Annotated in this window: 9 protein-coding genes; all 9 read right to left on the bottom strand. The window is 50.5% G+C overall.

Annotated elements, in window-relative coordinates:
* Positions 1-11: 11 nt before the first annotated feature.
* Genes LX66_RS26965 through LX66_RS27005 form a run of 9 tightly spaced genes read right to left on the bottom strand, consistent with a single transcriptional unit; the run spans position 12 to position 25,068 of the window.
* Positions 12-1,037, bottom strand: coding sequence for a TauD/TfdA family dioxygenase (locus LX66_RS26965; protein ID WP_145719320.1), 1,026 nt, complete (start codon positions 1,035-1,037; stop codon positions 12-14).
* A 25-nt stretch (positions 1,038-1,062) separates the two neighbouring features.
* Positions 1,063-4,380 (bottom strand): non-ribosomal peptide synthetase, encoded by a 3,318-nt coding sequence (locus LX66_RS26970; RefSeq protein ID WP_145719323.1) that lies wholly within the window; start codon positions 4,378-4,380, stop codon positions 1,063-1,065.
* Positions 4,381-4,411: 31 nt separating this feature from the next.
* The gene (locus LX66_RS26975) at positions 4,412-6,352 is read right to left on the bottom strand and encodes a methylaspartate mutase subunit E (RefSeq protein ID WP_145719325.1); all 1,941 of its coding nucleotides are present in this window, start codon (positions 6,350-6,352) and stop codon (positions 4,412-4,414) included.
* 18 nt (positions 6,353-6,370) lie between these two features.
* A complete protein-coding gene (locus tag LX66_RS26980; protein WP_145719327.1) occupies positions 6,371-7,087 on the bottom strand; it encodes an aspartate/glutamate racemase family protein in 717 nt (238 codons plus the stop codon).
* Between the two features lie 26 nt (positions 7,088-7,113).
* On the bottom strand, positions 7,114-8,988 hold the full coding sequence (gene asnB, locus LX66_RS26985; protein ID WP_145719328.1) for an asparagine synthase (glutamine-hydrolyzing): 1,875 nt from the start codon (positions 8,986-8,988) through the stop codon (positions 7,114-7,116).
* 29 nt (positions 8,989-9,017) lie between these two features.
* On the bottom strand, positions 9,018-10,001 hold the full coding sequence (locus LX66_RS26990) for a TauD/TfdA family dioxygenase (RefSeq protein WP_145719330.1): 984 nt from the start codon (positions 9,999-10,001) through the stop codon (positions 9,018-9,020).
* A gap of 35 nt (positions 10,002-10,036) precedes the next feature.
* Positions 10,037-13,300, bottom strand: coding sequence for a non-ribosomal peptide synthetase (locus LX66_RS26995; protein WP_145719332.1), 3,264 nt, complete (start codon positions 13,298-13,300; stop codon positions 10,037-10,039).
* Positions 13,301-13,329: 29 nt separating this feature from the next.
* Positions 13,330-16,599, bottom strand: a complete 3,270-nt coding sequence (locus LX66_RS27000; RefSeq protein WP_145719334.1) for a condensation domain-containing protein — start codon at positions 16,597-16,599, stop codon at positions 13,330-13,332.
* Positions 16,600-16,617: 18 nt separating this feature from the next.
* Entirely contained in the window at positions 16,618-25,068 is an 8,451-nt protein-coding gene (locus LX66_RS27005; RefSeq protein WP_262713230.1) for a non-ribosomal peptide synthetase, read from the bottom strand.
* Positions 25,069-25,077 lie beyond the last annotated feature (9 nt).

Here is a 25,077-nt window from a genome sequence, read left to right on the forward strand (position 1 = left end):
ACTTTAATTGGTTAACGATTGGGTTCCCACATGGCCACCATGATCTTCCGGTTTCCTTCATAGGGATAGCGGCCGTGGGACATCAACATATTATCCATTAGCAGCACGTCTCCCTTCTTCCAGGGAAAAACGATCCTGGACCTTTCATACGCAGCGCCGATCTCCTCCAGCACGGCCACAGGTATGGGGCTGCCATCACCATAAAAGGTATTGAAGGGCATATCCTCCCGGGACATTACTGCATCTGCTACCGCTTCATCAAGGTTGGCAGCATTAAAGAAGTAAGCATGGTTGAACCATATTTCCTCACCCGTAGCAGGATGCTTTACAATGGCAGGCCTGGTCCAGCGTATCTGCAAACGGTTATTGTCTTTCCATTCAAAATGCATTTCATTTTGCCGGCATTCCTCCTCCACGCTTTCCCTGCTATCTGTCTGGAATACCTGCTGCCAGTCCAGCCCCAGGCCGCCACCCAGATTCCGGACATACATGATCCCCTTATCCCGGAACTGCTGCCGGGTTTGCGGGGATAAAGCCTTTAATACCTGCCTGCTATCCGCGATCGGCGTTTCGCCTCCTTTTGCTGCCGGCTGCATACAACAGAACATAATCTGCAAAGGCCACCTGTAGGAATAGGAAAGCTCATTATGCATATTGATATACTGGTCTGCAGGATGGTCTGTAGAGGTATAAATACGGTCTTTGATCTCTGTCCGGGGAGAAGAACGTTGCGTATAGGGCATCGCCTCTTCAGAAAAGGCCTGCACAACTAACCGGAACGCCTCTACCGATGCGACATTAAATCCCCTGAAAAGCAGCGCTCCATGGGTCCGCAACTGCTCCCTTACCATAGCCATGCCGGCCGGTATCCATTTATGCAGCAGGGCGTCTTTATCTTCTGTAATTACCGTAACAGGCACCTGCCTGGCATTGGCGTCTGCGTATAGTATGTTTACGCTGGTCTGGTCCAGCCGGTGAAGCCTGGGCTGGGTAGCCAGCAGGCTCTTTAACCGCTGTTGCCTGATATCCTGGTTCATAGTTGCATGATTTTAGTATTCTGGATTACCTGGTACCTACACGAAAATTCTTTAATACTTCGAGGTTCCGGTCCCTGACCTGCTGTTGTTTCTGCACGCTTGCCGCAGCTTCGGCCTCCCGGGCCTTTTCAACAAGGCTGCTGAGGGTGGCGTCCGGCCGCTCTGCTACCAGCGCCGCCAGATTACGGAAGTCGTCTATCAGCTTCGTGGCAAACGCGGGCCTGAAGAGGTCTGTGTTATAAGAGAAGACAAACAGGAAGGGCTCGTTCCCGTTTTCCACGGCTTTAATCCATAAGTCTGATTTAATGAATTTGAAACCGGGGTAGATACCCTTCACCCGGATAGCGGCGTCGCCTTCCTGCTGATCCCCGGCTTCTTCTTCCCCGCCGATATTCAGGAAGGATATGTAGGTTAACCCCACGTCAAACAGGGGATTCCGCTGTTTGTCAATATCCAGGTTAATGTCTTCCAGGATATTTTCAAACGGGTAGTCAATATGCTCAAATGCTTTAAGAGTAAGCTGTTTCACATTATCCAGCAACTGCCCGAAGGTGTCCTCACCACAGAAACGGGTGCGCAGGGGCAGTGTATTGAAATAAACACCCACCTGGTTATCTGTGTCTGCATGCCCACGGTCGGCAACCGGGGAGCCGATGACGATGTCCTGCTGATCCGTGTACTTGTACAGCAAGAGGTTGACCAGCGACAAGACCAAATTAAACCCGCTGGCTGTATGCCGCTGTGCCAGGGCGCGCAGGCTTTTGCTTGTGCTCTCCTCCAGCCGGAACGTAGTTTCTTTTGCGTTAAATGTTTGCTGCTGCGGGCGGGGATAATCCAGCGGCAGCTTCATGGGAGTTACCCCATCCACAAACTGCTCGATCCAGAAAGAACGGTGGTGGTCCAACCGTTGCATCAGCTTTTTATTTTGCCAGGCCGCAAAATCCTTATACTGAATCTTCAACGGCTCCAACACTGGTTTCCTGCCGGTTGTATAAGCATCGTAAAAAGCCAGTACATCCCGCGCAATCACCTCCTGCGACCATGCGTCTGATATAATATGATGCGTTACGAATATGAATACATGCGACCGTTCTGACAGCCGGACCAGTATGGCCCGTATCATGGGGCCCTTTTCCAGATCGAACGTTTTAAGCGATGCGTCTGCTGACAGGGCGATCGCATTTTCCAGCGGTGTTTCGTAAATACTATAATCATGAAAATCCAGCGAAAAATTCCAGGAATCGGCATCATGTATGCGTTGTCTTGGTTCACCATTCACCAGCTCGAAGGTGGTGCGGAGTATTTCATGGCGTTCTACCAGGGAGTGGATGGCCCTTTCAAATGATTCCCGCTGCAGCGTACCTTCAAACAGGTAGATCTCCGGCACATTGTAGAGCGCACCATTGTCCGAGAACTGGTCAATGGCCCATATACGTTTCTGCACGCCGGACAATTCGTAGGTATCCTGTTTCCCTAGCGGTTGGATAGCGGCATATTCCTTCTTCCTTCCCTTTTCCGTCAGGGCGGTCAATGCAGCAATAGTTGGGTGAGCAAAAAGATCGTTGATCGTGAGGAGCACTTCAAAGCGCTTGTATATCTGGGATATGATCCTGATCGCTTTCAGGGAAGTACCACCGATGGAAAAGAAAGATACATTGCGGCCCACCTGAGCTATTTTGAACACTTCCTTCCATATTTCCTCCATTTCCGATTCCGCCGGTGTTTTTGCATCATCAGCCTTCGTTTCTGCGGCCTTCACATGGGTTGGCCTTGGCAGCGCCGCCTTGTCAACCTTCCCATTCAGACTTAACTGGAACTCCTTCAGATGCATAAAGCAGACCGGCATTACACTTCCTGATATCTTCTCCTCCAGTCTTTTTCGCAGCTTGCCGGGATCCTGCGGCGTTCCTGTATAATAACAAGCCAGCTCTACGGCCTTCTCGGCATTTTCCATAGCCTTCAGCACCACCTGGGTAATGCCTTCTGTTTCCAGTATAATATTTTCCAGTTCCTGCAGCTCCACCCGTATGCCGTTTACCTTCACCTGGTCGTCCTGCCTGCCCAGTACTTCTATGCTGCGATCCTTACGGTAACGCCCCAGGTCGCCGGTACGGTGGGCCACCTTCACAGTGCTGCCCTCCAGCGGGTTGGGCACAAAACATGCGGCCGTTTTATCCGGCTGCCTGTAATACCCTTTCGAGATATAATGACTAAGTATAAATATTTCCCCGATCTCCCCGATCCTGCACAGGCGATTGCCATTCATGATTGCCACAAAAGCCTGGTCTATAGGCTGGCCCACGTGCAACGCTTCTCCCGGGTCTTCCGGCACTGCTGCAATCCGATGAAATGTTTTTGCCATAGTTGTTTCGGAGGTACCATACATATTTACCAGCTCAGTACTGCTGCCACACAGGCTTCTCCAGGCCATCACATCTTTTGCATACAGCATTTCGCCCGCCATCAATATATATTTAAGATCGGGAAAATGATTGCCTGCATGCGCGCCCTGCTGCTCCAGCTCTTTAATAAGCATGCGGAAAAGCGATGGCACGCAATGCACCATGGAGATACTGTTATGCTTCAGCCACCGGATCAACGCAGGCATCTGGAATTTAATGTCCTGACCGGGAATGCACAATGTACCGCCGGTGCATAATGGCACAAACATATCACGCAGGGAGGCATCGAACGTTATCTGGGCAAGCTGGCTTACCCTGCTGGTTTCATCCAGGTTAAACTCCCGGATCTCCCAATGAATAAACTGGCTCAGGCCCCGATGACTGCCCAGTATGGGCTTCCCTTCTCCTGTAGTGCCGGATGTGAAAAATATGTAGCAGCTATCTGAAGGCTCCGTTGCAGATGGCTCCTGGTGACCGGTTATCGCAACTGCCGCAGTCAGTTCCCTGGCGGCATTTACAGTAAACAGTTGTGGCTCCCCCTGCCCCAATACCATCACATACCGTAAACAGGTACCGGCTTCTTTCAACATCCTCTGAATGGCATCCAGCACCGATGTGTCGGCAATAATTATCTCGCAGCCTGTGGATGTAAGCATTTTGTGCAGCCTCGCTACAGGGATACGCGCATCCAGGGGCATGTAAACCCGCCCTGTTCTGAACAAGGCCAAGGCGCTGGCAGCTAATTCCCGGCCGGCCGGCAGCAACGTCGCTACTACGGTTTCCCTTTCAGTACCTGTTCCCATCAGGCAGGCGGCCAACTGGAGGCTGTACTGTTGCAACTCCTGGTAGGAAATGCGTTGTTGCGCGTCTTCTATTGCAATACGGGAGGGATATTTTTCGCATATGTTATCGAAAAGCTCGTGTAATAAAGGATATTTCATACTATCAAAATATTTTAGTTAAAAGGCTTTTTCAGGTTACATAATGTCCATCCAGGGGCCATCGCTGGTACTCGTTTTTCCATATTCTGCTCAGGTCTTTTTCCAAGAGTGAGAAAATGCTGGGATCTCTTTCCATTGTCTTTCTCTTATGTACTTTTTCCTGGTGAAAATCTTTAACGCTTTCGCTGAAAGGCAGGTTTCCGAAATCGTAGAAACGTACTGCACCATCCGTATCCCGGACACACACTACGCGGTTCCGGTTATAAATGTTTGGCGACCAGGGGATGTCTATTACGCCCTGCTCTATCGCCAGAATGGCGCCTTTAATCACGTCTCCACTACCCAGTTCCATTATGACATCCATTACCTGCTGCACCTCCTTTCTGATCAATTGTTTTTCCTCCTGAACCTTTTCGCTATTGAGCATTGATTTATCCGCACTAAGCGCACCTCTTTTTGAGAGCATTACTGCCTTGGCATTATCATACCGGTCGGGTATGCGGATCGCTTCCACAGCAGTTTTTACCATTACCTTGGTAGCTCCTGCCAGCGTAGCTGTTGCTGATGAATTAAAGATCAGCTCCTCCGCTTTTTTATAGTCTGCAGGAAAAGCGGCCATGAACTGGTGGTACACGGTAGTAACCCTGCATTGGGTGAAATTGAATTTTCGCAGATAATAGTTCACCAGCTCTTCCAGCACAGTTACCGCTGCAATATCCTGCGAACGGTTACCCTGCTCTGCATATCCTACGGAAATGCTGACAATTCCCTGGCGCGCACTGGATATTGCCTGTATAATATTCACGATAATAGCCAGCGAAGGTTCTATTAACGTGGCGGTCAACACCCCAAAATACTCGCGGTTAATAGCGATCCCGAACATCTCATGATAACGCGCTGCCAGGCGGTCCACAAACTGCCATCGCTTAAATGACTCCACCGGGGAGGTTAACTTGTCATATGGCAGACAGTAGCATACAAAACCGCCTTCCAACGCACTGACACCCGCTTTCAGCGCAATCTCGTAGGTAAACCGGTGGTCCGGTCCTCCTCCTCTTAACTGGAAAGGATTTTTCAAGGCCAGCAGCAGCCGTCTCACCTCTCCTACCCCGTAAATAGGTATAGGGAAACCGTTTAGCTGGGAAGATTTGCGTTCTATGCTCAAAAGCCGTCCCTCTTCCGCCCGTTGGTACAATCGAGAACGGGAAGCGGCATCCAACTGCACCGAGCTTATATCGCTCCCTTCCGATTCCAGGTACTGCAATAGCTCTATCTGGTCCTCAATGTTTGCCACCCCGGTTCTTGGCTGGAAGAGCGGTGTTTTGCTCTTTACCTTGTTATTCCAAAGCAGGTCGTCCAGGGTGCCTGTGACAGCGGTCACCTTCTGGTACTCAGAATACATTACATCTGTTCCTGTAGGCCATTCCTGCAATACTTCCCGCCGCTCTGTTTCCAACTGCTCCGCAGAGAGCCGGCCCGTATGCACCTCCGACCAGTTTATCGGCTTCTGCTTGTTCATCCTGGAGAATCGGTGCCGGGTATTGCGTTTTGGAATGTTATGATATTCCAGGTCTCTTTTAATGTTATTCAGCACTTCGCTAAAGGGCACTGGCCTGGGATATACATTCGTGAATCCCATATCCAGGAATCTCTTTTTAATGCTGAAATCCGATTCACTGACAGAAAGGCTTCCTCCCAGGTACCATAGCTTGGTATTCTTTTCTTTCAACAGGTATTCGGACATCAGTCGCTGAAAATCCTGTAGGTATAGCTCTGCATGTCCGTTCTTGTTTGATATCAGTATGGCATCAAAGTAAGGCGCATGCCTGAAGAACTCGTGCAGACTGTTGCGGATACCCAGCGATTTTACATAGAACCCTGCTTCCCTGAATCCCAGTTCCAGCAAACCTATACCCACAGAATGGGCATCATCCCCTATACCGCCTATAAGGATGGCATGTTTTTCTGACATAGTAATGCAATGAAAAGGTTAGATATAATGATAGCAGGTATCCACTACTTTTTGGGCCAGCAGCTCAAACACATCTATATAAGGCAGGGATATATGCTCTTTACGCAGCATCAATGGCACTTCGGAACAGGCGCCAATAATCACCTCCGCGCCTTTTTGCTGCAACAGTGGTACCTGCTGCAGGAACAGGCTGGCCGCTGCCGGGGATGTATTACCCGATTTGATCCCCCCCTGCATATAAATAGGCTGCATGAAATATTTTTCCTGTTCTTCCCCCTCCAGCGATACTACCGTTATGCCCAGCGGCTCCAGTGCTTTGTGAAAAACCCCTGAATGCAGGGCCCCGGTAGATGCAATAATACCTGCCCGCCGCCCCTGCAAATCCGGGAATATTTCGTACAGCTTCTCCACTGTAAACGCTACCGGATCCGCAAAATAACCATTGAATAGCCCGGATAGCTGCGGTTTAAAATGATAAGCGGTCAGGCAGGCCATTACTGCAACCTCTATGTTATTCCTGTTAAAAAGCTCTATGGATCGCATCAGCTCCGGCAAGGGGGATGCTTCGTTATACACGATCGCCCTGGTGCGGTCCGGTATGGCGGTATTGTTGTGCAGCAATACCTCTATGTACTCCTGGTCCTTTTCTCCGTAAGACAGTTCTGTAATTCTTCTAAACAACCATGAAGCGGCATGGGATCCCATGCCTCCAATAATGCCAAGTTTCTTTCTCATAGTATGTACAATGTTTAGGAGTAAGGTCAGAGGGCAGGCATATCAAATACCTCCAGAAAAATATTAAAGGTGAGCACAATGATCAGCAGGTCTGTATCATACGGCAAATTCAGCTTGAAGTTCCTGGCGCTGTATATTTTCTTTATCCTCTCGATTGTGTCCGGGTTAAAGTACCCCTGGCGGCTAATCCGGTCATAAGACAACATATCGTTTATCCACTCCACATTATTCTGCAGCAACTGCGAGCTGCCTGGCGCCACCCAACTGAACTTCTGCCTGGTATTGATACTATCCGGCAGGTAGCGTTTTGCCACTTGTTTCAGTATGTACTTTTCCGTCATATGCTTCAGCTTCACAGCCGGTGGTATGGTTTTAATGAATTCCACCAGCTCAATGTCCAGGAAAGGATACCTTCCTTCCACGGAGTTGGCATAATTTACCCGGTCTGCATGATCCGATATAAGGTGGTCAGAAAGCCGGAGCTTCAGATCAAGATAGGAGCGCTTGTGAAAGGGGTGCCGGCCAGCCAGCCTGCTTTTGTTGATAGGCAAGGTTTCCAGGCAATCTATTGCTTCAAAATTATCATTTATCTTATTGGAATAAACGGCTTTCGTGGTATTTCTGAACTCATAGTGATTGGTTTCATAAAAGAAATCAGGATCGCCCCATAATTTTTCCCGCCACTGGGCTTCCAGCATTTCCTCCAGGCCCATATGCTTTTCAAAGCCGCTGCGCTGCACGTCAAACCGGTAGCCAACATAGCCCCCCAGTAATTCGTCCGATCCTTCGCCGGATAACACCACTTTAATGCTGCTCTCCCGGACGGCCTGGGACAAGGCCAGGGAGCAGGTATTATAACTTTCCTTAAGTGCTCCTTCAGAATAATAGATCGCATCTTTCAACCTGTCAGCCACTTCCGACCAGTCGAACTCTATTTCCTTATGCACGGAATTTACCTTGCCGGCTACCAGTCGCTGATAGATACGTTCATCATGCTCACTGTCTTCTGCACGGGGGTAGCCGATAGAGAAAGACTTATAGGAGTGATCCGGGCTCAACCGCTTCATCATAGCAGCTACCAGGCTGGAATCCAGCCCCCCGCTAAGATAAAAGCCAACCGGCACATCGGCGTTCAACCGATATTTCACAGACTTCAGCAACAACTCTTCCAGGCGATCTACATAATAATGCTCCGGCTTTTCTTCAAGCTGCTCTGATTCCAGGGGGTAATCCAGGTCCCAGTACTCCAGCTCCTGCACATCTGTACCCTTCACTTTCAGGTAATGCCCTGGCTTCAGACTGTGAATGTCCTGGAAGAAAGTAACCGGGCTTACAATACCCGGAAACGAGAACAACTGATCCAGCGCCGTGGGGTTCACAGCCTTCTTTACGAAGCGGCTTTGCAGTAACGCCTTTATTTCCGAACCGAAGACCAGCAACTGGTCGGCCAAGTAATAAAACAGCGGGCAAATCCCGAACTGATCTCTCGCCAGGTAAAGGCAGTCTTCCTTCCTGTCATAAATGCAAAAAGCAAATTGCCCGTTCAGCCTCCTGATAAAGTCAATACCATAAGCAACATACAGGTGTACAATCACTTCCACATCGCATGCTGTTTTAAAACGGTAGCCCTTGGCAATGAGCTCCTGTCGCAGCTCTTTATAGTTATATATCTCCCCGTTGCATATCAGCACCACACTACCGTCTTCGCTGTAAAAGGGCTGCTGGCCATGTGCCAGGTCAATGATGCTCAGCCGGCGAAAGCCTAGTCCAAGGTTCTCCTCCAACAAATAGGCAAAATCATCGGGGCCGCGGTGGTAGATAGCGTCTGTCATTCTCTTCAGCTCTCCGCTCTCTATCCTGTTTCGCTTTCCGAAATCCAGTATTCCTGTTATTCCGCACATAAAATGTAGGTTCTATTGTTAAGAAAAAACTATTCCACCATGGATACCACGATCTGCCTGTCGCCGGTATAGGCTTTGCGGCCATGCGCCACCAACATATTCTCCACGATTACAAAATCGCCCTTGCACCAGGGCCGCACCACTACGGCAGTGTCAATTGTCTGGATAATTTCGTGAATGGTGGCTTCGGGTATTTTTGTGCCATCCCCGAAAGAAACGAACAGGGGTAGGTCCTCTTCCACGCCATCAGCCATCAGCATCAGCGTTTCATATACTTCTTCGGGGAAATGGGTGGGATGGTACTGGTCTGCCTGGTTAAACCATACCTTTTCCCCTGTAACCGGATGCACCCGGGTAGCCGGCCGGATATTTATCAGGCGCAGGTTATCATTGTCCCGCCACTCATACTTAATATCAATATCGGTGCAGTGCTGTTCTACTACACTTTTATCATCAGTACCAAAGGTGTCTTTCCAGGAGGGACCCATACCCTGCCCTGCATGCAGGTTCCTGATGTAACGCAGTTGCTTCCGTTCAAACTCCTCCAGTATCTCGGGGGGCATAATCTTGTACACGGTACGGCTGTCCACCAGTGGCGTCTCTCCCCCTGATCCTGGAGGTGTGATACAGCCAAATATCAACTGGCTGGGCCATTTGGCAGAGTAGGAGAGCTCGTTATGCATGGTTATGTTGTAGCCGGCATCGTACTCCGTGGAAATATACACATGCCCTTTCAAATTCCGGCGCGGATAGCTGCCATCCAGGTAATCCCTGAATTTTGTACCCAGGGACTGTGTAACATGCTGGAATTTGTCCACGTTGTCTATTGCTACTCCCTGCACCAGTATAGCCCCGCTCTTTAGCAGGCTATCATCCAGCCAGGCCTTATTGGTACGGTACCACGCAATAAATTCCTCAACAGGTGTTCCTTCCTCAAAACGGATAGAGAGCGGAAAAGCAGATTCATCGATCTGCGGCAATGTTCCTATATGCTTTGCTAAAATGCTTTCCATGGCAATTTGTATTTGATGTATAAAGATGTATGTTCTTACAACTGCTGCAGCATATTGATAAAGTCCTTTTCCTCTTCCGCTTCACCTGCCGCCCGCGTAATGGTCACCTCTTTCACCAGGGTGCCGGGAAGAGCTGTTAACTGGCGGGCTGCCCGAATAAAATTTTCAACAATAGCTGCCATCGCCTTTTCACTGTATAATTCCGTATCATATTCTACAGAGGCCAGTATTTCTTTCCCCCGTTCCTGGAAATTGAATGTGACATCCGCTTTGCTTGTTGCGGCAGATAATGCCATCTGCCTGACTGCAATACCATCCGGCGGCACCAGCGGACATTCGAGGTTATTCTGGGATTGCACCAGTACATTGAACATAGGCATGCGGCCGTTCCGGGTTTCCAGCGACAGACGCTGCACCAGCATATCTATCGGGTAATCCTGGTGCTGGTGTGCTCCTATAATGCATTCACGGGTACTGCCCAGTACTGCCAGGAAGCTGTCTTCCTCAGCAATGGTCATTCTCAGGGGCAACAGGTTTACATACAGGCCGGCCTGATCCTGCAGTTCAGGATTCGCCCTGCCGGAAAACGGCGTCCCTGTTACAATATCCGGGTTGCCTGTGTAACGGTACAGCAATATATTCACGATCGCATGCAACACCATAAAACTGGTGGTTGCGGACAATTGTGTGAGGGCGTGCAACTGGTCCGTGATCTCCTTGTCCAACAGGAAGTCCCGGCTGGCGCCCTGCCCTGCCCGTATGGCATTCCTTTCCCGCTCTGCCGGGAAAGTAGCCGGCACAAACGGTTTTGCAAACCGGGATATCCAGTATCGTTCCAGGTCTTCCAGTCTTTTCCCTTCCAGTTGCTTATTGGCCCATTCTGCATAATCCCGGTACTGGAAACGTAAAGGATTTAACGCCTGTTCCTGCTGATCGCGGCTGGCCCGATACAGGCGCAGCAGGTCATTGAGAAGCACATCCTGCGTCCACCCATCTGCAATGATATGGTGCCAGTTAAATATCAGGCAATACCGGTCCTCCGCCATCTCCACCAGTGTGGCAAAGAAAAGGGGGCCGGTTTCCAGGTCAAACCGGCGCTGCTGCTCCGCATGTATGATGGACGGCACCCCGCCATAAAGCTGCAGGTGCTGCTGCCGGTCAAGGTATGTAAAGGGGGTGGTTATTTTGCCGGCAGGATGTATACGCTGCCTGGGCTCGCCTCCTACATTCAAAAAGGTGGTGCGTAATATTTCATGCCGCGCCATCAAGGCAGCTAATGCCTGCTCAAGCGCAGCAGGCCGAATATCCCCCTCCAGTGTTACTGCATGCACAATATTGTATAAATGTTGTTGTCCGCTGGTCTTGTCATAGATCCACAACCTGCGCTGGGCAGGAGTAACGTCATAATAGGCCCTGGCAGGAAGCGGTATGATAGTAGTAGCACCTGCCTGCACGGCTGTATCAATAAAGGCGCCCAATTGCCGTATGGTATTGTTGGCGAACACATCCGCAAATGCAATGGATACATTCAACTCATGGAATATCTGCGATACCATTTTGATGAGCTTCAGGGAGGAGCCGCCAACTTTGAAAAAATTAACTGCTGTGCCAACGCGCACTAATCCCAACAAGTCTTTCCAGATAGCTTCCAGCTTTTCTTCCGTAAGCGTTGCCGGGGAAACATACGCTTCATCAGTTATAACGATCCTGTCGGGTTTCGGTAACGCTTTCTTATCCACTTTCCCGTTAATGGTCAAGGGAAATTCATCCAGCCGTATAAAGGCCGAAGGCACCAGGTGATGTCCCAGCTCAACTGTTACGTGCGTTCTCAGGGTATCATCCATTTCTTTCGCTGCTATGTAATAGCAGATTAGCTCATTCTCTTCCGCGGCGTTCTTAACTGCAATGATCTCTGTATTGGTGACACCTGGCACCCGTAATATCGCCTGCCGTATCTCTCCCAGCTCCACCCTGATGCCGTTTATCTTCACCTGTTCGTCTCTCCGGCCCAGCACTTCCAGCGATCCGTCTTCCAGGTACATTCCGTAGTCGCCCGTACGGTAAACTATTTCCTCCCGGTCTTTCACCAGCGGGTTCTGTACAAAAACGCTTCGTGTCAGGACTTCATTTTTATAATAGCCTTTTGTCATAAAAGGTGTAATGATATAGATCTCCCCGATCTCCCCGGGTCTGCATAGCTGGCCGTTATTCACAACAGCTATCAAGGCATTGCTGATAGGCTTGCCTGCATGCACAGGCTGGGCAGCATCATAAGGCGCATCTGCTATCCTATGGAAGGTTTTAGCCATCGTAGTTTCCGAGGTGCCGTACAGGTTGACAAGCTCTACATGACCGGCACCGGTACTGCGCCAGTTGAGAATATCTTTCCCATATAATGGCTCTCCCGCCATCAGCACGTGCCGGAGGCATGGCAGACGCACCTTATTGCCCTGTTCCCCTTCAGCCATCAGTTCGCGGGTAATAAGGCGAAATACCGAGGGCACACAATGCATCAACGTTACCTGCTGCTGCTCCAGCCATGCTATTAATGCGGGCATATTGTTACGGTTGTCAGCAGGCGGAAAACATAAAGTGCCGCCTGTGCACAAGGGCACAAGGATATCCCGCAGGGAAGCGTCGAATGTGAACTGGCTCAACTGGCTGACGCGGCACTGCTGATCTAGCTGGAATTCCCTGATCTCCCAATGAATAAAATGACTCAGGCTGTCATGACATCCCAGTATGGCCTTTGCTTCACCGGTAGATCCGCTGGTGTAGAAAATATAGTTCGCGTCCTCCGGCCTCACTTCAGGAAGATCCATGGCCGGCAGGTTTGTCAATGCTGTTTCTGCCAGGCAGGTGCTGTTCTCAAAATGCCTGACCAGCGGAGCCTGCGATCCATCCAGCACTATGAGCCGGCAGGCGTAAGCAGCCTGTTTGCTGATGATACCTTCTGCAACAGCGGCCAATGATGCGGTTGTTATACATACCGCCGGGCGCGTCTGCTCAAAAATGGCATGCAACCGCCTGGCAGGCAAGGCTGCATCTACAGGCAGGTAGATCTGCCCGGCACGGAAAATGGCCAGTAACGAGCTGACGAGCGTAAACCCGGGAGGTAGCAACACCGCTACCGGCGCATTGCGCCCGGCATTACAATGCAGCACGTATTGGGCCAGCATTTCAGAACCAGCTTTCAACTCGCCATAGGACCAGGTTCTGTCTCCTTCCACTATGGCCGTACGTTCAGGAGCTGAAAGTGCCTGCTGGTCAAAGACCATATGTATGATTCTCTTACTCATGCTTGGAAATATTGAAGGGTCTGCAATACTCAATATTCACGGCTGATGCCGCTGCTGATCTGGTGGCTGATATCAGCCATTTCCCGGCTGGGGCTGGCAGTTTCCTGTACAACCGTTCTTAACGCAGCAACGGATAGCTGTTCATTTTCCATTGCCAGTTCCGTCAGCCTGATAAAATCTTCCTGCAGCTTTTTGATGCTGTTCTCCGTAAACAGGGCAGTATTGTACTCGATCACTATAGTAATATGCTCCCCGGGTTGTGCTGCTATAAAATTAAAAGTAAGGTCAAACTTGCTGGTAAGGTGCTTAAAGTCCACTGGTGTAATACGCAGGTCCTCCCAACCTTCCTGGCTGGCTGCAAGGGCTTCCTCATGCGCTTCCTGCATTTGCACGAATACATTGAGGAATTGCAGCCCCTTCCCGTTGCTGGTCAGCTCCAGCTCCTCCAGTATCTTTTCAAAAGGATATACGCCATGTTCGTATGCTTCTGCTGCATTACCAGCCACTCTTTCCAGCAATGCGCTGAACGGCTGATCGGGCTGCAACCGGTTCCTAAGCAGGATGATGCTTACAAAAAGACCCAGTTGGTCTTCCAGGTCAGGATGATTGCGGCCCGCATAAGGCGATCCCAGTAATATATCCTCCCTGCCTGTGTAGCTGTACAACAATATATTGGTAAGGGCAAGCAGAATGGCAAAGGTGCTTTTCTCCCTGCATTTACCCATCTCAAATACAGCCTGGCTTAAGGCCGGTGGCAAGCCGAAGGTGAACAGCCTTCCCTCATAGCTCTTTCCTATGCTGTTAAAAGAGGTCGCAGCAATATTAAGTGGACGCAGCTCTCCTTCCATTTGCGCCTTCCAGAAATCCTGGTGCGGCTGGCTGCTAAAGCTGCTGATGTAACGGTTATGCCAGGCAGCATAGTCTTTGTATTGTATTCTCAGGGGAGACAACTTTGGGGTTTCATTCCTGCTGAAAGCTGCAAAAACCTGCATAAATTCTTTCAGCAACAGGTTTACAGACCAGCCATCCGCTATCAGATGGTGTTGCGTTAGCACCAGTGTATGATGTCGTTCCCCTGCTCTCAGCAACCGGAACCGGATCAGCGGCTCTTTCTGCGGGTCAAATATTTTCAAGGACTCTTCCTCCGCTATTTTTGCATAATCAGCTTCCTGCATGCCGGCTTCGCAAACATCCATCCTGACATTTACAGCAGCAGGGTCAAAATCATGGACGCGCTGCCGTAGCTCTCCCTTGTCCATTACAAATGTAGTTCGCAGTATCTCATACCGTTGTACCAAAAACTGTATCGCTTTAGTGAAGGCTTCCCTATTGAAAGCGCCCTCAAAATGGTAGGCGCCTGTCATATTATAGGCTGCCAGCCCTCTTCCATACTGCAAATGCAGCCATATGCCCTTTTGAGCGTAAGTAGTTTCATAATTATCATTACCGGGTACCAGTGATATAGACTCAAATGATTGTCGCTGCAGTTCACGGATATGCGTACAAAGGCTAATAATGGTAGGGTTGTCAAAAATATCCTTGATCTTCAGGCGTATATTGTATTGGCGGTACAATTTTGATATTATCATGATCGCTTTCAGGGAGGTACCGGCAGACTGGAAAAAGTGCGTATTCCTGTTTACCTGGGGTAATCCCAGCACTTCTTTCCATATCTGCTGCATTGTCAGCACCACCGGGTCCGTTTCCTCCATGTCGCCGGCAGTTCCCGCCATGGTAGTCACAGGCCGTGGCAAAGCTTTCTTATCCACCTTCCCGTTGATAGTAAGCGGCAACGCTTCCATATAGATAAAGAAGGAAGGTATAAATGCCGCGTGCAACTGTCCGGCGAGATAACTGCGCAACGCTGGTTCCTGCGCCACCGTCCCGGTATAATAACAGGCCAACTGGTTCTCCCCCTCCGCACCCGGTATCACAATCACTTCCGCATCCTGTATGCCAGGTGCGGATAGCGCTGCCTGCTTTACTTCTGCAAGCTCCAGGCGGATACCGTTTATCTTCACCTGGTCGTCCAGCCGGCCATGCACCTCTATATGACCATCTTCAAAGTAACGACCCATATCGCCAGTCTTATGCATCATGTCCACACGGTCCGTTACCAGGGGGTTCTGCACAAAAACGCTTTTAGTCAGGGCTTCATTCCTGAAGTATCCTTTGGTCATAAAAGGCGTTTTAATGTATATTTCACCGATCTCCCCCGGAGAACATAGTTTGCCACCATTAAAAACCGCCACCATGGTATTACTGATAGGCCATCCCACGTGCACGGCAGCCGCAGGGTCTTCCGGTGTTGGACCAATGCGATGGCATGTTTTAGCCATGGTCGTTTCAGAAGTGCCATACAGGTTTACCAGTTCCACCTGGTCGCCTACTATACTGCGCCATTGTATGATATCCCTTCCGTACAGTGGTTCTCCCGCCATCAGTATATGCTTTAGGGAAGGGAACAGGTTCCTGTCCATCGTTGCGGAGCCTGATTGCAGGTAGCGCGTAACCAGGCGGAAAATGGAGGGCACACAATGCACCAGGCTGATCTGTTTTACTTCCAGCCATTCTATCAACAGGGGAATATTGGACTTTACACCAACTGGCGGGATAACCAGGCGCCCTCCGGTACACAAGGGTACAAAAATGTCGCGCAGGGAGGCATCAAAAGTGAACTGGCTTAACAGGCTCACCCGGCAATGTTCATCCAGCCCGAACTCTCCCATCTCCCAATGTACAAAATGACTTAATCCTTTGTGATTGCCCAGTATGGCCTTGGACCTGCCAGTGGAGCCTGAAGTATAGAAAACATAACATCCGTCATCCGGTGAAATATCACGTGTACCCGTTACCGGTATCATCTCCCGTTGTCCCTGTACGGAAAAGGTAAGATCCTGTTCAATTATCACCATTGCAGGCAACGGTGCGTTCCCTTCCGACAGGCGTTGTTTAGCTTCCTCCAGCATGGCTGCGGAAGTAATGACAATGTCTGGAGCGCCTTCTTCCAATACCTGCTGCATCAGCCTGGGCGGAAAGCTGAAGTCCGCAGGCAGATAGATGCCTCCTGCCTTGAAAATGGCCAGCACAGAAGTAATCAGCCTGACATCAGCGCCCATCAGGGTCATGGCAATCCTGCCACTTCCAAGGCCTTGCTGCCGGAGCACCACTGCCAGCTTATCTGCCAGGACATTCAGCTCCCGGTAAGTAAGCTGCATGTCCTGATCTTCTACAGCAATATTGTCGGGGAACAGTTGCGCTTTTGCTTCAAAAACGCTATGAATAATTCTCTTATCCATAAGGATGTTAATTTTTATTTAGAATGATTCGTCTATACTCGCCGTAATGGCCTGCTGGTATTGCTGCATGGCGTTACCGGTGTTACCGGTCAGCAGCACGCGGACTTCACTTATGGTAAGCGCAGGACTTGCTACCAGGAGATTGATCAGCCGGGTAAGATCTGCTTGTATGCCGGCTATCGTCTCCGGCTTAAAGAGGTCTGTGTTGTATTCCAGATCAATGGCAATACCGCCTGGTGTTTCCATTACATTTACCGTAAGGTCGTATTTACTAAAGGTCAGATGTTGCTCTGTCATGCTGATCTTCAATCCATCCAGGCTACCTGCCCCTTGCTGGTGTACCAGGTGAGCATCCTGCATTTGCACCATGACATCAAACAGGGGAGACCTTCCCATGTCTGTATGCCCTCCCAGCTCTTCCACCAACTGCTCAAAAGGATAAGCTGCATGGGCATAGGCATGGGTAATGTTCTGCTTCACCAGTTGTACAAAATCTGCCAACTGCAGGCGCGTGTCCATTTTTGTATGGAGCGCGATGGTATTTACATAACAGCCCACCTGGTCCTCCAGCTCAGGGTGTTGCCGCCCCGATACCGGGAAGCCCACTACCAGTTCCTGCTGGCCAGACAAGCGATACAGCAGCAGCTTGGTAACCGTTACAAAGAACATGAAAAGGCTTACTTCCTGCTGTGCTATGAATGTCTTTATCTCAGCGGCCGCTGTGCTATCCAGCAGAAAGCTGCGCGTGCTCCCGTTATAGCTTTTAAAAGCGGGACGCGGAAAATCGCACGGCAACCGCAACACAGGCGCCCCTTCCTGGAACTGCTGCAACCAGTATCGCCGGTGCGCTTTAAAAGCAGGCTGCTGCATCTGTCTCTGCTGCCAGCCGGCATAGTCTTTATACTGTATGCGTAAAGCAGGCAGGGAAAGGTTCTTACCCCTGTGACAGGCATTGTACAGCGCCGCTATTTCCCTGAGCATGATCCCAGACGACCAGCCATCCGAAACAATATGATGCGTGGTAAACAACAGCAGGTGGCGGTCCGGCGCCAGGCGTAATATTTTAATCCTCAGCAACGGTCCTGTTTCCAGGTTAAAGGGCAGCACAGGCTCCTGGTTGGCTATCTGCAATGCGGCTGCTTCAGCATCCGTCAATGCCGTCATATCTATCCACTCAGGCACTATTGCGCATGCATCTGCCGGCAGCACCCGTTGTCGTACTTCATCTTCCGCTTTTACAAAAACGGTACGCAGTATCTCATGCCTTTCCACCAGGGAGCTGAATGCCTGGTTCATCGCAGCCATATCCAATGCACCCTGTACCATATAGGCCACGGGTATGTTGAAGGCTGCACCCGACCCGTTCTCAAACTGGTCTGATATCCATAGCTGCTTTTGTGAAAATGAAAGTGGGTAATCGTCCTGCGGCGGAAGGGGTGTAATGCTTTGGAACCCTTCCGGCTGTTCCTTTTCTATCAGCGAAGCCAGAGCCCTGATAGTAGGTTTGTTAAAGAATGCCGTCAGCAATAGCTCTATACCATACTGCCGGTATATCCTGGACAATACCTGTGTAGCTTTAATGGAATTTCCACCTGCCTCCAGGAAAGAAGTATGTACCCCGAATGACTGATGACGCAATACGGCTTCCCATATATTGAACAGCGCCTTTTCAGTTGCCGTTTCCGGCGGGTGCAGGGCGGTATGCTTCCTGTGCTGCTGTACCTGGTATACCGGTATTTGCAGCAGCTTTTCTCCGCTGTTGTAGAGCAGGGGAAGATACAGGGGATAGTGCCGGGCATTCTTATTTAATTCCTGTCCGAGGTCCCAGTCCAAAGCCGGGGTCCGTTCCCTTATGCTTTCTGCCGCCAGGGTAAAGTAGGACGGTAACTGCTCGTGCGCATACCTTGCAGCCATAGATCCCTGCAACAGCAAACGGAAAATATGCGGTCCGTTCCGCTGCAGAAATAAAGCGCCTTCTGACCCGGCATCCTGCACCGGCAATATCAGGCGTATTACAGGACCATTGTGCCGGGCATGCAGGACAACAGTATATTCTTTATTTACGTGGTCTGTTACATGCCTTATTTCCCGGTAGCCTACCAAACGGAAAAACTGCAGTGCTGGCTGCACGTCAAAGGTAACCAGGCTGACCTCCACTTCTTCCGGCAACTGCCGGGGTGGTAAAGCAGTTGTATCGCTGTCCTCAATAAATTCCACCAGCCCTGCCTGCGGTATGTTTAAAAATACGACCCGCTTATCGTCAAACAGTACTGCCGGTTCCGGCTCTTTCACCATTTCAAACGCAATCCCTTCCTGCCGCAACCAGTCAAAAAGCAGATCCAACTGTTTAACACGATAGCAAAAATGGTAGGGCTGGTCTCCATTACTGCTGATGATATTATTCACAGGAGAGCGATCATCATGCGGAGCGATCAATTCAATGCCGCCACCTGACGCAGTACGGCACATATATATCTGTACGTTCTGTACCGGGTCATATACATGTTCAGGCTCTGCGAACCCGCTATCCCTATAGAATGCCAGCGCCTCGTCCGGTTTACTTACGGCCACACCTATATGGTCAAACAGCAGCTTCGGCCGTTCCGGCTCAACAGGGTCAGGGGTTGACCGGAGCTGCAATGCGGTTGCCTGTACGGATAAGCCGTCCGGTATATCTTCCGTTCGTATTTCGTATATGGTCAGGGCATCTGCGGTTTGCACCGGGGTCCAGGAAGTTCCTTCCAGGAACTGCAGGAAGGGCTTATTCCGGGAAGTGTTTACAAAACCAGCCACTATTTTGTCCAGGCCCGCAGATGCCGCCTGCTCTTTTAATACCCCCAGCATACTTTGCTCTACCTGCCTGCCAAGCACACGGCAGCTTAACAGGAAGGCTTCCACCTGCAATGCGTTTTCCCGTACCGACGTGATCAGCACACCAGTAAGCCCGTAATCTCCAAACCGGTCCCTTACGCGGATGGTTTTACAATAATAGTTCCGGTCGTTAACATATCGCTTTATCTCCTGTTCCGTTTTGCGGATACCATTGAGATTAAACTGGTTGGTACGCTCTGTGAGCTGTGCTACACGGGAGATGTCTGCATCCTGTATATCCTGCACGCTTACCTGCAATTGTAGCTGCGCCAGGAAATCGCCCAGGGAAGGCTGTGCAGCCAATACCTGCTTACGTTCCTGCTCTGCCTTATACATGGTGGTCCTTTCCTGGTCCTCCTCCGTGACCGTGAACTTGTCAAACGCCCATACATGCTTCAGCCATTGCGGTATAACTTCCGTTCTTTCCGGTAGCTGCAGCACCAGCACGTCGGGGCAGGCAGCGGCCACCGCAGCACATTCCACAGGACTATCGTCTATCAGGCAGCATGTATTGATGCCGATATTCAATGCTGCGGCCATTTCAGCGAGGTTTACCGCCTTGTCGTTCCAGTTAATACGCCATGTCACAAAATCATCCTGCCGCAATATCATTTCCGGGTGCTGTTCGAACACCTCCCATACATCCGCTTCGTTGTTCTTGCTACATAGCGCCAGCAGGAAACCCTCCTGCTTCTTTTGCAGCATAAAGCGTTGCAGGTAAAGGTGTTGGGGAAGCAACCGGATCCCGCTCACACCGTCTTCTCCCACCACACCGGACCATAAAGTATTATCACAATCCAGCACAATCAACTTAAAGGATGGCTGTTTGTATGCCCTTATCTGCCTGGCTACCATGGTAGCCATTGCGGCATATACCTCTTCATGGAATGGAATATGTCCCAGCTTGTCCCGCTGCGGGTCATATATCTCGGCAATATTGAAATCTGCCGCGATACCGGTGAAATCCAGCACCCGTACGTTGTCCAGTTGCTGTAATGTCGCTATCCATTGCTGGTTAATGCGCTCCAGCGCAAGCAACATCTGCCTGCTGCTGCAGGCGGCCGGCGCCGGTGGAATTATACCTACCAGGCAAAGCGCCTGCTGCTCCCTGGCGGTCATTATAGATACCAGTTGCTGAAAACTCTGTTCCACCAGTTGCAGTTGTGTTTCTTCCGTTCCCTGTACGTCCCTGATCAGGTCCTCCCAGCGCACCAGCAGCAGGTTGATGTCCCTGTTACCGGAGAACATGCTATCCTCCTGCAATAACTCCTGGAATACCTGGTTGTACGGCGCCTGTTTTACCTGCACCGGTATATTAAACCGGTCGGTCCACCAGTTGATATAATCGGAAAGCGGATCGGCCGTGAAAGTAGCGGCCACCACCACCTGCAATGCAGCCCGGGACGCCGCGGCGGTTCCCTGTACAGGTGCGCTACTTGCTTTTATCCGGTTGATTTTTTCCTGGTCCGTATTGCCTGCTTCATCTATAGGCAACATGTCTGCCAGGTATACGTTTACGGCTCCCAGGTATGCCGGCAACCTGTTGTGAACAAGGTTACTTATATGTGCATGACAGGCAGCTATATCCGTCCACCCCGTTTCTATGGGGGCCGTAGCTACCAGCGCCGGCTGCTCCCGGCTGTTAACAGCATAAATATTATAAAGCGCCGTACCAGCCAGCTCTTCTTCCTGCTCCACATGCACATCATAACCCTGCTGTTCCAGCAAATGCTTTACCTGCTCCAACCGGCCGTCAATATCATGCACCTCCACTATTACCTGGCGGATGCGCTGCCAGTCGGCCGCTGCTATTCCTTGCAAAATGTCCCACTCGCTTTTCTCCACATCAATCTTCAGCAGATCAATATGGGATACGTTCCATTCCTGCATTACAGCAGAAACCGTGGAGAGCCGGCATTCCCATTTTTCTGACCGGATCATGTCTTCCAGGATCTCTTCCATATGTTTTTCAGACATCGTGCTGCCTTCGCTGTCCAGTTTGTTCTGCAGGTAACGTTTTACCACTTCCTTATCTTCCGCTGCATTGCCAAACCGGCCTGATATGATCGTGTTATTGGGATAATAAACAAATTCAGCAGTAGATTCCTCTCCTGACAAGCCTATGTTCAACGGCACTATGTCCATATCATACAAAGCCGCGTTCGCAGCCAGGCAGTTGTACACAGGTGGTATAGGCTCAAAGGCAAACACCCGGCAACCGGGAAAGTGATATCCTGCATAGAGGCTGAACATGCCAATGTTGGCGCCCACATCGAATATCACATCTCCGGGGCGTAGCGTAATGCCGTTTTTAAGGTATGCATGTTGTTCAAAGACCTCTTTATAAGTAAAGTCGGTTTCCGTTTTATTTTTATAGCAAACCGGCAGGCCGTTAGGCATGGTATATACCTGATGGCTTGCTGCCGCCGGCTCCAGCTCCATTTTCAGCAATTGCCGCACAGTGTGCGCTGTTCTGCTTTCAGGAACAATGAAGACATCCAGGGTTTTATTGTCCGACAGTTGCGTACAGCCCGCTTCAATGCCCGGCAGGGCTTCCAGCGCAGCATTTATTTCCGGTGCATACACCAGGTGCCCGTTCAGCACTGCCAGCGGAACTCCTTTATCAGCAACATCGTTCCACCCGGTTTCCAGGGTAGAAAGCGCTTTTACTGTCAGCGCCGGTTGCATCAGCATACGATGTATAAGCGTCTGTAATGTTTCTGCCAGCGCCGCTATACGTTTTCTGTCATAGATGTTAGTATTGAAACCAAGATCCAGGCACAGGGCTCCGTCTTCCACGGTAAAGATGAAAACCAGGTCAAAACGGGCTGTATTAGTAGAAAGCTCCAGGGGCACCGCCTGCATACCCGGCAGATCCAGCGCCACTGCTTCATTGCTTTGCAATACCAGCATTACATCGGATAATGCAGCGTGACTGGGATCATACTGCTGAGCGGCATCTTCAATCACCCGATCATAAGGATACATCTGGTACTGGTATGCCTTCAGCGTTGTTTCCTTCACTGTTTGCAGCAACGACTCAAATGTCTGGTTCTCTGAAAAATGTGTTCTCAGGGCAAGGGTATTTGCGAAAAACCCTATCTGGCCATGTAGATCCGCATGCTCTCTCGCCGCAATGGGGGAAGCAATCACAATATCATCAACGCCGGTATAACAATACAACAATGTGTTGACAAGAGCCAGCAAGCTCATAAAAAGGGTTGCTTCCCTTTCCTGGCTAAACCGTTGCAGGTGTTCTGTAACGGCTGCATCAAACTTTAGCGTTACAACATCACCATCAAAAGTCTGCAGGCGCGGGCGAAGCCGGTCAGCCGGCATGTTCAGACAAGGCACCGGCTTACGGAAACGGGCAGACCAGTATTTTCCTGCCTCTTCTCCCAATGCTCCCCGCAGCAGGCGATTATGCCAACCGGTATAATCCTTATACTGCACCGGTAATGCGGGTAAGTGGGGCGGTTGTTCCGCTACCATCGCATTGTAGATTACAGATATCTCCCTTCCGATCACCCCCTGCGACCATCCGTCCGATACGATGTGATGGATGGAAAACATGAAAATATACTGCTCCGCTTCCATACGGATCAGCATAGCACGGAACAATGGCCATGTATGCAGGGAAAAGGGATCGTGCATGCATGCATTCAGCAGCTTCCTGGCCGTAGCATCCTTTTCTTCATCAGAGGTAAGATCATGATACGCAATCCGCGCTTTTACTTCATTGGCAGCCAGCACCTGTTGCTTAGGCTCTCCATCTATTTTCACAATCCTTGTCCGCAGGCTTTCATGCCGGGCCACCAGGAGGTTCAGCGCATTCTCCAGTATATCCTTGTCCGGTCTTCCTTTTATGACGTAAGCACCGGGAATATTATACGCGCCGCTGTCACTTTCCATCTGGTCAAGTATCCAAAGCCGTTTCTGGGCATGTGACACCTCGTAGTACGGCTGCTCCGCTACCTTCTCCAATGCCTCAAAAGCTACAGTATCAGCGGCAGCAATAATACCAGACAGTGCTTCAATGGTGTTATGCCGGAATAATGTTTTCAGGGGCACTTTAACGCCCAGCTCCTTGTGTATGCTTGTAAGCAGGTTAGAGGCCCTTAATGAATGACCGCCTTTCTCAAAGAAGTTATCCCGGATGCCAATATCCTCCCTTTGTAATATCGTACGCCAGATGGCCAATAGTTTCGCCTCCCGCTCATCCCTGGGAGCGTGTATAGTGTTGGTAGCGGATACCGACCGGGGTGCGGGCAGCGCTTCCCTGTCCACTTTACCATTGGCATTCAGGGGCAGTTGCGCCAATGTAACATAGTAACCCGGCTGCATGTATTCCGGTAGCTGCTCCCGCAGCCAGGACCGGAGTACCCCTTCCTCTTCCTGTGCTTCCCACACAATGTACGCCGCCAGCTCTTTTTCTCCCGCAGGTGTGGTAAAGGGTACTACTACCGCATCTCTTACCTGCGCACATTGCAGGATTGCGGCTGTTATTTCACCTGGTTCTATACGGAATCCCCTGATCTTCACCTGGTCATCCGCACGACCGGCAAACTCCACTTCCCCTTTCCAGTTCCATCTGCCGATATCTCCGGTGCGATACATACGCCTGCCAGGTTCAAAAGGATGTGCAATGAACCGCTCCCTGTTTTTATCATCCATATGCAAATAGCCATGGGCCAGGCCATCGCCGGAAAGATAGATCTCGCCGTAGCATCCTACGGGCACCGGCTGCAACTGTTTGTCAAGTATAAATACCTTGGTGCCGGTAACAGGGCGCCCCAGGGGGATAGCAGTTGTCTGCGTTTCCCTGATGTGATAACAAATAGAAAAAGTAGTATTCTCCGTAGGACCGTATCCGTTAATAATGCTAAGATCCGGGTAAAGCGACCTCAACAGGTTAATGTGCCTGGGAGATAGCTTATCCCCTCCTACCAATATCTGCTTTAATCCTTTAAAGAGCGAAGGGTCATTATCAACCAGTTGATTAAACCAGGAGGCACTGAACCACATCATAGAAATACCATTCCTTTGAACCGTATCTTTCAGGATTTCCGTATCCATCAACTGGTCATGGTCCAGCAGGTACAGGGTACCGCCATTGAGCAGCATGCCCCATATTTCAAAAGTGCTTGCATCAAATGAAATGGAGCCTGTCTGCAATAATTTATCTTCCGTGCTGAAGGTAACGTAGTTAGGATCATGTACCAGTCGTACCACCGCCACATGCGGCACCATTACGCCTTTAGGCTGCCCGGTAGAGCCGGAGGTGTAGATCACATACGCCAGCGACTGGCCACCCCCCAATACAGGAAGCGGATCCCCGGCATTTCCGCCCGCCAGCGCCGCCATCGCCATGCGCTCCGTCAACACCACTCGCGGTGAACTGTCCTCAAGCATATAGCGTATCCGTGAAGCAGGATAAGACGGGTCTATCGGAACATACGCCCCTCCCGACTTCAATATCCCCAGCAGGCAGATGATCAGCCGTTCCGAACGCTCCAGCATTAAACCTACCAGGTCGCCCTCAACCACGCCATGATCCCGGCGAAGGTACTCCGCCACCCTGTCCGACAACCGATCCAGCTCCTCATA

Source organism: Chitinophaga japonensis, from assembly GCF_007830125.1.
GTDB lineage: Bacteria > Bacteroidota > Bacteroidia > Chitinophagales > Chitinophagaceae > Chitinophaga > Chitinophaga japonensis.

What these genes read in the sequence shown, in the direction of transcription:
- LX66_RS26965 (WP_145719320.1), bottom strand. Translation starts at nt 1,037, where the DNA reads ATGAACCAGGATATCAGGCAACAGCGGTTAAAGAGCCTGCTGGCTACC.
- LX66_RS26970 (WP_145719323.1), bottom strand. Translation starts at nt 4,380, where the DNA reads ATGAAATATCCTTTATTACACGAGCTTTTCGATAACATATGCGAAAAA.
- LX66_RS26975 (WP_145719325.1), bottom strand. Translation starts at nt 6,352, where the DNA reads ATGTCAGAAAAACATGCCATCCTTATAGGCGGTATAGGGGATGATGCC.
- LX66_RS26980 (WP_145719327.1), bottom strand. Translation starts at nt 7,087, where the DNA reads ATGAGAAAGAAACTTGGCATTATTGGAGGCATGGGATCCCATGCCGCT.
- asnB (WP_145719328.1), bottom strand. Translation starts at nt 8,988, where the DNA reads ATGTGCGGAATAACAGGAATACTGGATTTCGGAAAGCGAAACAGGATA.
- LX66_RS26990 (WP_145719330.1), bottom strand. Translation starts at nt 10,001, where the DNA reads ATGGAAAGCATTTTAGCAAAGCATATAGGAACATTGCCGCAGATCGAT.
- LX66_RS26995 (WP_145719332.1), bottom strand. Translation starts at nt 13,300, where the DNA reads ATGAGTAAGAGAATCATACATATGGTCTTTGACCAGCAGGCACTTTCA.
- LX66_RS27000 (WP_145719334.1), bottom strand. Translation starts at nt 16,599, where the DNA reads ATGGATAAGAGAATTATTCATAGCGTTTTTGAAGCAAAAGCGCAACTG.